General features: G+C 55.5%; 14 protein-coding genes and 1 tRNA gene. 7 read left to right on the forward strand and 8 right to left on the reverse strand.

Annotation, left to right across the window (positions count from 1 at the left end; all coding sequences use genetic code 11):
• Nucleotides 1-34 precede the first annotated feature (34 nt).
• Both HRR99_RS07955 and HRR99_RS07960 read right to left on the reverse strand, forming a co-directional pair.
• Nucleotides 35-355 carry a hypothetical protein gene (locus HRR99_RS07955; protein ID WP_233121046.1) on the reverse strand — a complete coding sequence of 107 codons (321 nt, stop codon included), beginning with the start codon at nt 353-355 and terminating at the stop codon, nt 35-37.
• Nucleotides 355-2,034 (reverse strand): NAD+ synthase, encoded by a 1,680-nt coding sequence (locus tag HRR99_RS07960; protein WP_233121047.1) that lies wholly within the window; start codon nt 2,032-2,034, stop codon nt 355-357. Before HRR99_RS07960 ends, HRR99_RS07955 begins: the two co-directional genes overlap by 1 nt.
• Nucleotides 2,035-2,297: 263 nt before the next feature.
• Here HRR99_RS07960 and HRR99_RS07965 point away from each other — a divergent pair, with 263 nt between their 5' ends.
• From HRR99_RS07965 to sthA, 3 genes are all read left to right on the forward strand, one after another.
• Nucleotides 2,298-4,193: an LTA synthase family protein gene (locus tag HRR99_RS07965; protein WP_233121049.1), complete on the forward strand. Its 1,896-nt coding sequence runs from the start codon at nt 2,298-2,300 to the stop codon at nt 4,191-4,193.
• A gap of 113 nt (nt 4,194-4,306) precedes the next feature.
• Nucleotides 4,307-4,846, forward strand: a complete 540-nt coding sequence (locus tag HRR99_RS07970; protein ID WP_233121051.1) for a DUF1003 domain-containing protein — start codon at nt 4,307-4,309, stop codon at nt 4,844-4,846.
• 245 nt (nt 4,847-5,091) lie between these two features.
• Entirely contained in the window at nt 5,092-6,501 is a 1,410-nt protein-coding gene (sthA, locus tag HRR99_RS07975; RefSeq protein WP_233121053.1) for a Si-specific NAD(P)(+) transhydrogenase, read from the forward strand.
• Between the two features lie 13 nt (nt 6,502-6,514).
• On the opposite strand, the gene HRR99_RS07980 is transcribed toward sthA, so the two are convergent.
• The 3 genes from HRR99_RS07980 to HRR99_RS07990 form a co-directional block, all read right to left on the reverse strand.
• Nucleotides 6,515-7,168, reverse strand: a complete 654-nt coding sequence (locus HRR99_RS07980; protein WP_233121055.1) for a hypothetical protein — start codon at nt 7,166-7,168, stop codon at nt 6,515-6,517.
• A 505-nt stretch (nt 7,169-7,673) separates the two neighbouring features.
• The gene (gene tig / locus HRR99_RS07985) at nt 7,674-9,146 is read right to left on the reverse strand and encodes a trigger factor (RefSeq protein ID WP_233123455.1); all 1,473 of its coding nucleotides are present in this window, start codon (nt 9,144-9,146) and stop codon (nt 7,674-7,676) included.
• Nucleotides 9,147-9,336: 190 nt separating this feature from the next.
• Nucleotides 9,337-9,421 (reverse strand) — tRNA-Leu (locus HRR99_RS07990).
• Between the two features lie 473 nt (nt 9,422-9,894).
• On the opposite strand from HRR99_RS07990, the gene HRR99_RS07995 reads away from it, so the two are divergent.
• The 3 genes from HRR99_RS07995 (at nt 9,895) to HRR99_RS08005 (ending at nt 10,981) form a co-directional block, all read left to right on the forward strand.
• Nucleotides 9,895-10,041 carry a DUF1127 domain-containing protein gene (locus HRR99_RS07995; RefSeq protein ID WP_082453394.1) on the forward strand — a complete coding sequence of 49 codons (147 nt, stop codon included), beginning with the start codon at nt 9,895-9,897 and terminating at the stop codon, nt 10,039-10,041.
• A 346-nt stretch (nt 10,042-10,387) separates the two neighbouring features.
• Nucleotides 10,388-10,531, forward strand: a complete 144-nt coding sequence (locus HRR99_RS08000; protein ID WP_003515516.1) for a DUF1127 domain-containing protein — start codon at nt 10,388-10,390, stop codon at nt 10,529-10,531.
• A gap of 264 nt (nt 10,532-10,795) precedes the next feature.
• A complete protein-coding gene (locus tag HRR99_RS08005) occupies nt 10,796-10,981 on the forward strand; it encodes a hypothetical protein (protein ID WP_112499888.1) in 186 nt (61 codons plus the stop codon).
• 120 nt (nt 10,982-11,101) lie between these two features.
• Here the strand turns inward: HRR99_RS08005 and HRR99_RS08010 are convergent, their stop codons facing one another.
• The 3 genes from HRR99_RS08010 to HRR99_RS08020 all read right to left on the reverse strand — a co-directional run bounded on the left by HRR99_RS08010 (nt 11,102) and on the right by HRR99_RS08020 (nt 12,670).
• The gene (locus HRR99_RS08010) at nt 11,102-11,350 is read right to left on the reverse strand and encodes a hypothetical protein (RefSeq protein ID WP_233121056.1); all 249 of its coding nucleotides are present in this window, start codon (nt 11,348-11,350) and stop codon (nt 11,102-11,104) included.
• A 94-nt stretch (nt 11,351-11,444) separates the two neighbouring features.
• Complete coding sequence (locus HRR99_RS08015; RefSeq protein WP_162698223.1) at nt 11,445-11,606, reverse strand: hypothetical protein; 162 nt, start codon at nt 11,604-11,606, stop codon at nt 11,445-11,447.
• Between the two features lie 152 nt (nt 11,607-11,758).
• Nucleotides 11,759-12,670 carry a PhzF family phenazine biosynthesis protein gene (locus tag HRR99_RS08020; protein ID WP_233121058.1) on the reverse strand — a complete coding sequence of 304 codons (912 nt, stop codon included), beginning with the start codon at nt 12,668-12,670 and terminating at the stop codon, nt 11,759-11,761.
• Nucleotides 12,671-12,843: 173 nt separating this feature from the next.
• Here HRR99_RS08020 and HRR99_RS08025 point away from each other — a divergent pair, with 173 nt between their 5' ends.
• Nucleotides 12,844-13,617: an NAD kinase gene (locus tag HRR99_RS08025; RefSeq protein ID WP_233121060.1), complete on the forward strand. Its 774-nt coding sequence runs from the start codon at nt 12,844-12,846 to the stop codon at nt 13,615-13,617.
• Nucleotides 13,618-13,628: the final 11 nt, after the last annotated feature.

A 13,628-nucleotide genomic window follows, 5' to 3' on the forward strand; every position in this document is an offset into this window, starting at 1 on the left:
CGAAGTTCACTTTGCCTACCAGGCGGTGGCGACATTATTTTTTCTGCGCATTTTCCATCCTCGCCCGCATTTTTCTGAAGATAGAGTGGGCCAGCATCGTGTAGCGAGCTTCATGAAGTTCTGCTGTAAAAGCATACGCCATGCTACAGACAAGCGTTACAAAAGCGACACCGACTATCTTGAGGCTCGCATCGAAAATCCCATAAATCCCCAAAGCAACTGCCGGAAGATAAAATACGACATTGTATAATATGCGAGCCGAGGCAGAGACCTTATCCGATTGTAGCGACATGAGCTCGATATAGCGTCGCTCCTCGTCCGTAAACTCAATGTCTATCGAGCGATTACTCTCCATCATCGATCCCTGAATCGGTTGGTGATCGGGTAGCGCCGGTCACGACCAAAATTCTTCTTGGTGATCTTCACGCCCGGTGCGGATTGGCGGCGTTTGTATTCGGCCAGATAGAGCAGATGCTCGATGCGATGAACGGTTGCGATGTCGTGGCCACGCGCGACGATATCTTCCACCGACATTTCCTGCTCCACCAGGCATTCCAGAATATCGTCCAACACCGGATAGGGCGGTAGCGAATCTTGATCGGTCTGGTTGGGACGTAGCTCAGCCGATGGCGCCTTGGAGATGATGTTGGCGGGAATGACCTCGCCGGAAGGGCCAAGCGCCGTTGGTGGCACGTGATTGTTCCTCCAGGCGGAGATGGCGTAGACCTGCATCTTGTAGAGGTCCTTGATGGGGTTAAAGCCGCCATTCATGTCGCCGTACAGCGTGGCGTAACCCACCGACATCTCGGACTTGTTGCCCGTCGTCACGACCATGGAGCCGAACTTGTTGGAGACAGCCATAAGAATGGTGCCGCGCGCGCGGCTCTGAAGGTTCTCTTCGGTAATACCCTCTTCTGTGCCTTCGAACAGTTCTGCCAGCGAAGACAGGAAGCCATCGACCGGATCGGCAATCGGCACGATATCATAGCGGCATCCAAGTGCCTTTGCGCAATCCGCCGCATCCTTGAACGAATCCTCTGATGTATAGCGATAGGGCAGCATGATGCAGCGCACCCTCTCCTCACCCAGCGCATCCACCGCGATCGCCGCACATATGGCCGAATCGATACCGCCGGAGAGGCCCAGCACGACGCTTTTGAAGCCGTTTTTGTTCACATAATCACGGAAGCCCAGCATGCAGGCGCGGTAATCAGCCTCCTCGCCTTCCGGTATCTGCGAGAACGGTCCTTCGCTGCAATGCCAGCCTTTTTCGGTCCGCTTCCAGTCCGTGACCGAAAGCGTCGATTCGAACTGGCTCATCTGGAAGGCTAGCGTCTTGTCCGCATTGAAGGCAAAGCTTGCGCCATCGAACACCAGTTCGTCCTGACCGCCGACCTGGTTGACGAAGACGAGCGGCAGGCCACTTTCGATGACTTGTCGCAAGGCCACCTGATGGCGCACGTCCACTTTGCCGCGATAATATGGCGAGCCGTTCGGCACTAGCAGAATTTCCGCACCGCTTTCGGCCAGCGTTTCGCAAACGCCGAGATCGTTCCAGATTTCCTCGCAGATCGGAATGCCGATGCGAACGCCCCGGAAATTGAAGGGACCGGAAATGGAGCCTTCGGAGAAAACACGTTTCTCGTCGAACTCGCCATAGTTGGGCAGATCGACCTTGTCGCGCAGTGCCAGTATTTTGCCGCCATCCAGCAGCGCCACGGAATTGTGCCGCCCCGTCTCACCTTGACGCGGGAAACCGATGATCACGCCCGGCCCGCCATCCGCCGTTTCTGCAGCCAGTTCTTCCACCGCCTTCAGGCAAGACTTCAGGAAGGATGGCTTTAGGACCAAGTCTTCCGGTGGGTAGCCGGAGATGAAAAGCTCCGACAAGAGCAGCAGATCCGCACCTTGCGATGCGGCGTCCGCACGGGCTTCGCGGGCCTTGGCAAGGTTGCCAGAGACATCGCCGACTGTGGGATTGAACTGCCCGACGGCAATTCGCAAAACATTGGGATTGGTGTGTATTTGGCTCATAACACTTGTCTACCGTGGTCATGCCCGCTGTGCAACGCAGGCAATTAAAGTCACCGAAAAAACGACCATAGCATCATCATGATGCATTTCACGCAAAGGTTATGCTGGACGATTGTGGATTTTGCAGAGTTCATGTCGCATTCAGTCCGCTTATGTGACAGTTACATGACACCTTCATGACGCCCGATTCACCGTGTGCGTCACAGACTACCGGAGTTAGAATATTGAGGAATTTGGCGCCCAAAACAACGGTCGCCGAAAGGATGAAACTCGTCCTTTCGCACCCGTTGGCACGCAACCCAACCAGCATCGCGGGCGACCTTCAGCCGCTGGTCAATCTGACGTTAGCCTCATTGTTGCTGATCGTCTGCGTAGAGTGGATCGCGCGCGGATCGCTACACGATGTCGGCACGTTCCTCACCTCGCCCGTGCGGCCTGGCATCACCACCGTGGTCGCGATTCTCCTGTCGCTGTTGGCGTTGGATGCCGTTTTCGGCAGGCAATATCAGTCGCTGCTCATCGCTGGCCCGGTGCTGCTCGTTACGGCCTTCGTCTCGCATCAGAAACAGCTTTTTCTTTCCGACCCACTCTATCCATCCGACCTGCTGTTCGGGCGTCAAATCTTGCAGTTGATGCCTGCCATGCTGAAGGCCCAGCCGCTGACGGCAGTAGCGCTCGCGGTCGGCTTGATCGTGGCAGGTGCAGGTGCCATCCATCTATGGCGGTTCGTGCGCCAACACACACCGGCGCTTTCGGCGAGAGCACGACTGGTTCGCTTGGCGCTCGCAGTCCCGCTGCTGACCGGCCTTGCGTCGCTGATGGAATATTCTGACAACTCCTGGGTCCGCGACCGTTTGAACATTATTCCCATGATGTGGGACCAGAAGGAAAATTATCGGCACAACGGCTTTCTGATGGCCTTCGCGTTCAACATTCCCATGGCCAATGTTTCAGCCCCGGCAGGCTATGGCGAAAACACAATTGCAGACATCGCCTCAGATGGTTCGGCTTTTGCCGTCAACCACAGTCAGTGGCCGGATGTCATCATGATCATGAGCGAGTCGCTCTGGGACCCGACGCGGCTCCCCAACGTCTCGCTGTCCCGCGATCCGATGCCAAACATTCGCAGCCGGCAATCAGGCCACATCTTCTCTCCCGAATTTGGCGGCATGACTGCCAATGTCGAGTTCGAAGCACTGACCGGCTTTTCAAACGCGTTCCTGCCCTATGGCAGCATTCCCTATCAGCAATATGTGCGCCAGCCCGTTCCCTCGCTGGCAACGTTCTTCCGTGCCGAAGGCTATTCCGCCATGGCCATGCATCCGTTTCAGGACTGGTTCTGGAACCGCCGCGAGGTCTACAAGTCCTTTGGTTTTGAGGAATTCCGCTCAGAAGAAACACTTCCGGCGATGGAAAAGCGTGGCATGTTTGCCTCCGACGAGGCGCTGACATCCGAAATCATGCAGACGGTGGATGCAGCGGAAAAGCCGCTGTTCCTCTTCACCGTCACCTTGCAGGGCCATGGCCCCTACGAGCCCAACCGATACGGGCAAAACACCGTGTCCGTGGGTGGACCGCTCTCGGATGGTGCCGCAGAAGCGCTGTCGACTTACGCGCAGGGCGTTTCAGAAGCTGACGACAATTTTGCGCGGCTGATTGATTGGGCCAAGAACCGTGAGCGCGAGACCGTCATCGTTCTCTTCGGAGACCATCTGCCGCCGCTGGGGCAGGTCTATGTCGAAAGCGGCCACATGCCAGGCATGGTCGCGACACGCCGGGCGCCGCTCGACACCATGAGAAAAGAACATGAAACACCGCTTGTGGTCTGGTCCTCCAAAACCGGATTGCATAACAGGATCGGCACGATCAGCCCTGCGTTGCTGCCCTACCACGTCCTGAAAACTGCGGGTTTCGCCGACCCATTCTACACCGGCGTTCTTGGCAAGGTGCAGGCATCCTACTCTGTCATAGACCGGCATATGCTGGTGGAAAAAGACGGCTCTGCCGTGCCGGACTGGTCAACGGGCACAGGCGCGGTCCCTTCCGCCATCAACGAATATCGGCAGCTGCAATTCGATATGATGTTCGGAAAACAATTTAGCAAGGATCGGTTCTTCCCCGGTTTTGCGTGGATCAATCCGGCTCAGCCATCCAGCTGACGGCGGTGATGCCGATACCGAATTCATTTGAATTCGGTATTGGCCCCGGTTACTCGTCAAGACTATCGGACCGTCGTCCCGGGCGGTTTTGAGCATTGGCTGGAGATCGAAGAATGCCTGCTATCCCCGATTATATCGCCTCTCATTTCAAACGATCGTCCAAAGAGATCGGAGATGTGGAACGGCACATTCTCGACATCGCCCATCAGCGGCAACTCATTTCGACAGATACCAACGCGGCATTTTCGAAGAACTCCACCTTCGGGGAGCGGCTCGCAGATGGCATAGCCCGCGTTGGCGGCTCGTGGGCCTTCATCATCAGCTTCATGGTTTTTCTGGTTGTATGGGCCGTCATCAATACCGTGGTGCTAACGACGCAAGCGTTCGACCCCTACCCCTTCGTCTTCCTCAACCTCATTCTTTCCATGCTGGCGGCCATTCAGGCACCCATCATCATGATGTCGCAGAACCGTCAGGGAACGCGTGACCGTTTCGAGGCCGCGAAGGATTACGAGGTCAATCTCAAGTCCGAACTCGAGGTCCTGTCCCTGCACGAAAAGATCGATGTGAAGGTGCTGGCAGAACTGGTGGCGCTGCGGGAAGAAATTGCCAAGCTTCATACACACCGGGAAAACAGCACCGATTTGCCGTGACTTGCACCCGCGCAACACGTCTATTGTCATTCGATATTCATTTTGCGCCTTTTTCTGCATTGGTTACGAATCCGTCAGATTCTTCCGCTACAGATTGACGCGGGCATTTGTTGCATTGCACTCTGGGTGCAGCGACACGGGAATCACTTTCCGTATCAGAAGGCATCACGCTTTTCCGAGCAGCGACGCCCACGCGCTGGAGACACGATCTCCGGCTATCGAAATTCTGTTCCGAGGCATTTTTCATGAACGAGTACGATCTTGTTGTTGTCGGTAGCGGTCCCGCTGGTAGACGTGCTGCCATTCAGGCGGCAAAGCTGGATAAAAAAGTCCTCGTCATCGAAAAAGGCAGCCGCGTTGGCGGCGTTTCCGTGCACACCGGGACAATTCCCTCCAAAACAATGCGCGAAACCGCGCTCAATCTCTCCGGCTGGCGCGAGCGTGGGTTCTACGGACGCTCCTACCGTGTGAAGCAGGAAATCAGCGCGGAAGACCTGCGTCGTCGCCTGCTCATCACGCTGGACCACGAAGTCGAAGTGCTGGAACACCAGTTCGCGCGTAACCGCGTCACCCATATTCGCGGCAAGGCAGCCTTCGTGACGAACGACACAATGGAGATCAGCAAGGACGATGGCGAGGTCGTTCTCGTCAAGGGCAAGAGCATTCTGCTTGCTGTCGGCACCCGCCCCTTCCGCCCGGATTACATGCCGTTCAATGGCAAGACGGTTATCGATAGCGACGAGTTGTTGGAGCTGGAAAAGCTGCCCCGTTCGATGGTCGTCATCGGTGCGGGTGTTATCGGCATCGAATATGCCACGATTTTCAGCGCGCTCGACACGGCGGTGACCATCATCGATCCAAAGCCGACGATGCTTGATTTCATCGACAAGGAAATCGTCGAGGACTTCACCTACCAACTCCGCGACCGCAACATGAAACTGCTGCTGGGCCAGAAGGCTGAGAAGGTCGAGCATACGCCGGAAGGCAAGGTCATGCTGACGTTGGATAGCGGGCGTACGCTGACGACGGAAATGGTTCTGTTCGCTGCTGGCCGCATGGGCGCTACAGATACGCTCAACCTGGCCGCCGCTGGTCTGTCCGCCGATAACCGAGGCCGCCTGTCCGTCAATCCTGAAACCTTTGAAACCTCGGCCAAGGGAATTTTCGCCGCCGGTGACGTCATCGGCTTTCCAAGCCTTGCTTCGACGTCCATGGAACAGGGGCGCATTGCCGCGCGCGTTGCGGTCGGTGCCATCGGCATGGAGCCACAGAAGTATTTCCCTTACGGCATCTATGCCGTGCCGGAAATCTCAACCTGCGGCCTGACCGAAGAGGAAATGAAGGAACGTGGGATCGCCTATGAATGCGGCATTGCCCGCTTCCGCGAGACGTCACGCGGTCACATCATGGGTCTGGACACCGGTCTGCTGAAACTGATCTTCTCGCTGAAGACCCGCCGCCTTCTCGGTGTTCACATCGTCGGCGAAGGCGCAACAGAGCTCGTGCACATCGGCCAGGCGGTTCTCAACCTCAAGGGAACTGTCGAGTATTTCGTCGAGAACACCTTCAATTACCCGACGCTTGCAGAGGCCTATAAGATCGCCGGTCTCGATGCGTGGAACCGCATGGGCGACATCAAGAACAATAACGCCTGAGGCACGGACGCCCCTACCAGCGAATCTGGTAGCGGGCGTTGACTGAGGGGCGAAAACGGTCTTCGTATCCCTGATTGAGCTTGCCCGTCACGGTGAGATTTTCACCAAATTTCTGCTCAAGCGCGACGCTGGACGTGAATTCATCGAAAGTCTCGCGGCTGGCCCCTGTCAGCACAAAAGCGGTTCCGGTCTCCGAACGGGTCAGGCGTATGGATTGCGACACATCGAGCCCGCTCCACTGCTGCGCCGTGCCATCATATCGCACCGTCATGTTACGATTGGCCTCTACATCAAGCTCGGGGGTTGCGATGCGCTTTTGCGTCGTCGTCATGGTCCAGGCACTGGAGCCGGTCAGGGCGTTCATGAGAACCGCGATGTCACCCGCAACCTTCGCGCCGGGAACATTGGACGACAGCAGCGTGACGTTGCCCCAAAACTTGACCGGCGTATCCACCAGCGCCCCGCCTTCGGACGCGTTCATGCCCATTTCGAGCCCAGCACGCACTGGCGTCTGGATGGGGAGCTTGGCGCCAACCCGTGCGGAATAGGATTGATCGGAATTCTTGGCCGGAGACCAGATCAGTCCCCGCTCCTGCGCATGGACAGTTCCAGCCGAAAGGATGACGGCAAGCGCGGCAATCAAGAGGCCGCTGGTTTTCTGAAACATGACTTCTGTTCCTCAAGCTTTGGGAGGCACATCATTGCTGGGAGGGGCAATGACGCGCCTTGTTCGGCTTTGGACGATGGAATACCACACGTCCCGAGTTGGCAGACCGCGCCAGCAATGACGGGCGCGTGGTTGATCATCCGGCATGACGAAGCGGTCGATGATGCCGAATGGAGAGCTGAAACTGAGGGCTAAAAGCCGGGCCGCGCGCGAAGCACGACGGATTTGCACGGCGCTCTTGGCGACCGCAAATCAATGACCCGAGTCTGCCAGATGAACGGCAGATGAACAAGAGCAGATGCAGCAAAAATTCATTGTGCGCTGCATTGTGATCGAAACGGCACGGCTAAAAGCGCTAGCTAACCCAGACCTCACCTATTTTCTCGCGACCGAATTCAACGTCTCTTTTGTATGATGCGCATGCAGCCGGAAATCGTTTATCAGCACGCAATGCAAAAGGCCGCAGCTCACGCCACGGCCTTTCAAAATATTTTGAGAAAGAAGCTTACTCGGCGTCGCCTTCAGCAGCCTTCTTCTTGGCGGGAGCCTTCTTCTTCGGAGCGGCTTCTTCGCCTTCCGCAGCGTCGGCCTTGGCAGCAGCCTTCTTCTTGGCAGGCTTCTTCTCAGCCTTTTCGCCTTCTTCGGCGTCTTCAGCCAGCAGCTCTTCCTTCGTTACGGTCTTGTCCGTGACGGAGACTTCTTCGAGCAGCTTGTCGATGACCTTTTCTTCGAAGATCGGTGCGCGAAGCGAAGCGGAAGCGCCTGGTGTGTTGCGGAAGAAATCGAGGATTTCTTTCTGCTGGCCAGGGAACTGCTGCAACTGCTGGAACAGCGCGCGCTGCATTTCTTCTTCCGTTACTTCAACGCCTGCCTTCTCACCGATTTCGGAGAGAACGAGGCCGAGACGAACGCGACGTTCTGCAAGCTTGCGGTATTCTTCGCGTGCTTCTTCTTCCGTCGTGTCTTCGTCGGCAAATGTCTTGCCGGACTGTGCGAGATCGGTGTTGATCTGGCGCCAGATGTTGTCGAACTCGGCGTCAACCAGGCCAGCCGGTGTCTCAAACTTGTAGACTTCGTCGAGCTGGTCGAGAATCTGACGCTTTACCTTCTGACGGGTAACGTTGCTGTACTGGCTTTCGATCTGGCCGCGTACGATTTCCTTCAGCTTTTCAGCCGATTCCAGACCGAGCTTGGTCGCCAGTTCGTCGTTGATTTCAACGGCTGCTGCAGATGCAACTTCCTTGACGGTGATGTCGAACACGGCTTCCTTGCCAGCAAGTTCTGCAGCAGGATATTCAGTCGGGAAGGTAACAGTGATAGCCTTCTCATCGCCAGCCTTGACGCCGACCAGCTGGTCTTCAAAGCCAGGAATGAAGCGACCGGAACCGATTACGAGCTCTGCATCTTCGGCAGCGCCGCCATCGAAGGCCACGCCATCGACCTTGCCGAGGTAATTCATGGTGACGCGGTCGCCTTCAGCGGCAACGCCGTCCTTGGCTTCATACGTGCGAGCGCTTTCAGCGATCTTGAGTATCTGCTCGTTGATTTCGTCTTCGGTGACTTCAACGACTTCGCGCGTAACCTTGATGCCTTCGTTCGACTTCAGTTCGATCGCAGGAATGACTTCGTATGCAAGATTGAATTCGAAATCGGCTTCAGCAGCCAGGATCTTGTCGGCTTCGTCCTGATCTTCGGTCATGGAGATCGAAGGCTGCGTTGCAGACTTTTCGCCACGACCGGAAATGATCTCGGATGGCTTGTCGCGAACGAGTTCATTGACGAGGTCAGCCATGATGGACTTGCCGTACATCTTCTTCAGGTGCGCGAGAGGCACTTTGCCTGGACGGAAGCCGTTGATGCGAACCTTGTCCTTGGCGTCGACCAGGCGCTCGTCAAGGCGAGACTTCATATCGGCGGCCGGAATTACGACCTTGATTTCGCGCTTCAGCCCTTCAGCGAGCGTTTCGATAACCTGCATTTTCATACCTTCACATCATGGCGGCGGTGCTCAGACAGCCGTTGGTTTACTTTCGAGCACAGCGCCGGAATCTAAATTCACCGGCCGTTGCTATATAAAGTGCATGCACAAGCATTTTGCCGAGCAAAAACTGCGCTTGAGCCAAGGAAGCCGCGAAGAAAATCTCCACGCATCTTCCCGGCGATTCATGTGGTGCGGGTAGAGGGACTCGAACCCCCACAACTCTCGTCGCCAGAACCTAAATCTGGTGCGTCTACCAATTCCGCCATACCCGCGCTCTTGAATCCTGCATAAACAACATCTGGCACACGAGGCCTTCCGGAGCGCGCGTCTCTATATCACCCGTTTTCTGGAGCGCAAAGGGAAAATGACGGTTTTACGTCGCTATTTGCCGGGTTTTGCCCGCCCCTCCCAAGATTTATCGGTCGGCTCGGGCTTATCAAGCGACCAGATGAGCCACGGAATAATGCGTACGACATATGAGTCGCGAGGATCACGAACAGCAATAGATATTGTGCAATGTTGGGCATCTCCACTCAGTCGGAGCCACCTAGACGCTCACACTGCCCTCAAATTATGCATTTATTAACGAAGCGTCGGCGTTTTCAGGCGCGGCAATGCGCTGAATGCATAGGTGGCATACTTCATTGTCTGTTTTTGTTTCTCCTAAACCGATTATATTCGGTCTCAGGAAATCAAAGCAGCGCTGACCCAAGCGGCGCTCAAAGACGAAACGAAGGACACGATCATGAACATCACTCGCTCGCTGAACAACTGGCGCAAGTACCGTCAGACCGTAACTGAACTGGGCCGCATGAGCGACCGCGAACTCAGCGACCTCGGCATCGGCCGCAGCGATATCCGTCGCGTTGCACGCACAGCCGTCGGCATCTAATATATAAACAGAATATCGGAGGCATCAGCCTCTGGTTATGGTACGTTTTTAAAAAAGGTCTTGAGCTTCGGCTCCGGGCCTTTTTCTTTTTCTTTTTCTTTGTCTGCACTTCCCATGCGCCGTTGGCATTTAGCGCTCGAGCGATCGCGCTTAAAAAACACCCATTACCATGGAAATGGCTGAAAATTAGCCGACGCACTGCACAAATGCATGGCAGTCGCCTAAATTCTGCACTCCACATCCTTGGTCTGCATATGTATATACACATCAACAGCAGAGAGCGCAGACAGAAACGCCTCGGCAGCCTAATTCGAAGTCAAACAGAACATAGATCGAGGAAACGACCATGAACCCTATCCGCATTGCAAAAAACTGGATCAGCTACCGCCGCACAATCAATGAGCTGGGTAGCCTTTCCAACCAGGCCCTCAGCGACATCGGCCTGACACGTTACGACATCCGCAACGTTGCTTCCCGTTCGTTCCGCTAATCAGCGTAAAGGGCCATTCCGCCAACCGACCTCCCACGGGCGTTGAATGGCTGAGCGACAGGTAATCAGAACGGCGCCTCGGGCGCCGTTTTTGATTCAAGGCATTCGGTCGAGAGCTTCGTCTCCCGAATTGCGTCAAGCGAGGATGACAGCATCCTCATCTCCCAAGCCAACTCCGATTCGTCCACTTCGCTATAAACACGCCAGCACTTGACAACTGTCGCAAAATAATAGAACATAAAGTGAACATATGGAGTTGCAGCAATGAACGCAGCAGATAAAACCATTGAACACGCCATGTCTCTCGTCGCACAGTCACGCAGCCTTCGCGAGCGCGCGTTGGAACGGCGTCGCGAATTGCAGCGCCGCGCCGAAATGGTGACGGTCAAGCCACTTTATATTTTGAAAAAGAATGGTGGACGGCAGTTGTCGCTTCGGTTGGATAGCTAAGGGGCTGACACGCGCCCTACTTTCTAACCGCATGTACTTCGAACTAAGTTTGCTGACACAAAAAATCCCGTGCGAGATCATGTCCGCACGGGATTTTTTGAAACAGGTGTTCGCATTGGCTTACTGCATTCTTAGAAGTGCTGACTGAGGTGAGGCAATCGCTGCTTCTGCGTTGCCGGGCAGTCGATCGGTCTTCTTGAGAACCAGGATTGGCTTTTGTGCGGGTTCAACCGGTGGGGTTATGCTTGCTGTCTTGAACTCACGGTCGACTGGGATCGATGCGTTCATGTTCTTGTTGACGACGCCGTCGGCAATGGCCGCAGAAGCGGAAAAGCCGATCATGGCTGCGATAATGAGAACTGGCTTCATGTCATTCTCCCTTCTTTGTTTATATTAGCAACATATTCATCAAACTGATTGTCTTGGAATCACACGTTCGTGCTAGGCAGCTTGCAAATCCGGGTTAGCTCTTGCTGAGTTCAAGTCTTGCCTTGAGCGACCGGCGGAAAATCATCGCCACATATGTTCCGCTCAGAGGAACGATGAGCGGCTTGTATGTGGAGGCCGAAGTCGTGTTGGCCGCCTGCAATATCCGTCTGATGTTCGAGCTGTTTTGCAATTTCATGCTACCTCTCCTTCTCCAAATTAACGGAGGGCGAGACCTTTGGTTCCTGCGTCACGCAAGCAAAGGTTAACAATTCGTTTCGAAAAAATACTTTATACAGTCACGAATTCGTGATTGCTTTGGATGAAACCTTGCACGTTTTGCGCTAAGTCTCAGATATCGAAGACACCTGTGGCAACACGCACGGCATGACCGCCGATTCGGGCGCGGGAAATCTCGTTTTCCTTCACATCCATTGTGAGATGAATATGCGATGGGCGTCCCATTTCGACACCCTGCTCTATCAACATCGGGTAGTGCCCATCGGCCAACCTGTCGAAGTGATGGATAGCACCGGAAAGCGCTGCGACCGCGGAGCCGGTCGCCGGGTCTTCTGAAATGCCCATATCGGGCGAGAACATGCGGGCGTGGAATTTCGCCGCATGGTTCACGCCGCCGCGACAGTAGAGATAAGCAGATGTCAGCCGTCCCTCGACAAGCGGCGCATTTTTAAGCCACAGGCTCGCATCGAAATCCACTTCCTCCATCGCCGCAATGTTGTGCACGGGAATGGTGAGAAAGGGGACGCCCGCAGTCCAGATCGACGGGTGGTGGTTTTCAAAGCCAAGCTGTGCCTCTGCAAGGCCCAGAGCATCGGCAAGCTGATCATTGTAAAGCGGCAGGTCGAAACACGACGATTTTCGCGGCAGGTCGAATTCGGCAAAGCTCGCCTCGCCTTCACGAACACGGATGGCGCATCTGACGGGTCCGACCTTTTCCTCCAGCACAGTCACCATATCGGCAGAGCTCTGACTGTGATTTCGTTCAGCGATGGCAATGGCAGCACCCACTGTGGGGTGCCCTGCAAAAGGCAGCTCCGATGCAGGCGTGAATATTCTGAGGAGTGCGGCATAGGAAGGGTTATCGGATTGCGTGACGAAAACGGTTTCCGACAGGTTCATCTCCCGCGCGATGGCCTGCATCGTATCGTCATCCAGACCATCTGCGCCGAACATCACGGCCAGCGGGTTCCCAGCCAGTTTCTGGCGGGTGAAGACATCGTAGATACTGTACTCTATCGCCACATCCCACTCCCTGGGCACCTGCAATGCCCCGCAAACTGCCTGACCTGACTGGGCACTGCAACCCTGTTTATACGCAAGCACTCAAGAAGCTGTGGACGTGGCCGGTGCATTTTAAAGAGCTTGTCCTGACAGCAGGTCTTCATGTACCAAAGGCCATCAACAGGGGTGACTGCATGTCGCGTTCAACTGAGAGTCTGTGTTTCGTTGCTTCGACCACCGACAATGCGCAAAGTGCGCGGGACGAACTTGTCACGCATTACGGCAATGCCTCTTTCGATGAAGCCGATGTCATCGTGGTGCTGGGCGGTGATGGTTTCATGTTGCAGGTCCTCAACGAGACCATGAACTCCGGCAAGCGTGTCTACGGCATGAATCGTGGCTCGATCGGGTTTTTGATGAATGACTACCGGGTCAAAGGGTTACCGGAGCGGATCGCGATTGCCACCGGCAATGATTTTCACCCGTTGCGCATGACCACCATCGATGCCGATGGCAAAGACTTCTCGGCGCTTGCCATGAATGAAGTCAGTCTGTTCCGCCAGTCCCACCAGGCCGCAAAACTGCGGGTGGATGTGGATGGCAAGACACGGCTGGAAGAGCTGATCTGCGATGGCATGATGGTGGCAACACCTGCGGGCTCCACGGCCTATAACTTCTCGGCGCACGGTCCGATCCTGCCGCTCGAATCGCCGCTTCTGGCGTTGACGCCGGTCAGTGCGTTTCGCCCGCGCCGCTGGCGTGGCGCTCTGCTGCCAAATAAGGTAACGGTGGATATCCACGTTCTGGAGAGCGAAAAGCGTCCGGTCAACGCCGTTGCCGACCACACGGAGGTCAAGTCGGTGCAAACCGTGCGCATAGCGCAATCCCAGGACAGAACCGCAAAAATTCTCTCGGACCCGGATCGATCATGGTCGGACAGGGTGCTTGCCGAACAGTTTACGAATTGATGAAGATAACG

Source organism: Agrobacterium vaccinii (assembly GCF_021310995.1).
Taxonomy (GTDB): Bacteria; Pseudomonadota; Alphaproteobacteria; order Rhizobiales; family Rhizobiaceae; genus Agrobacterium; species Agrobacterium vaccinii.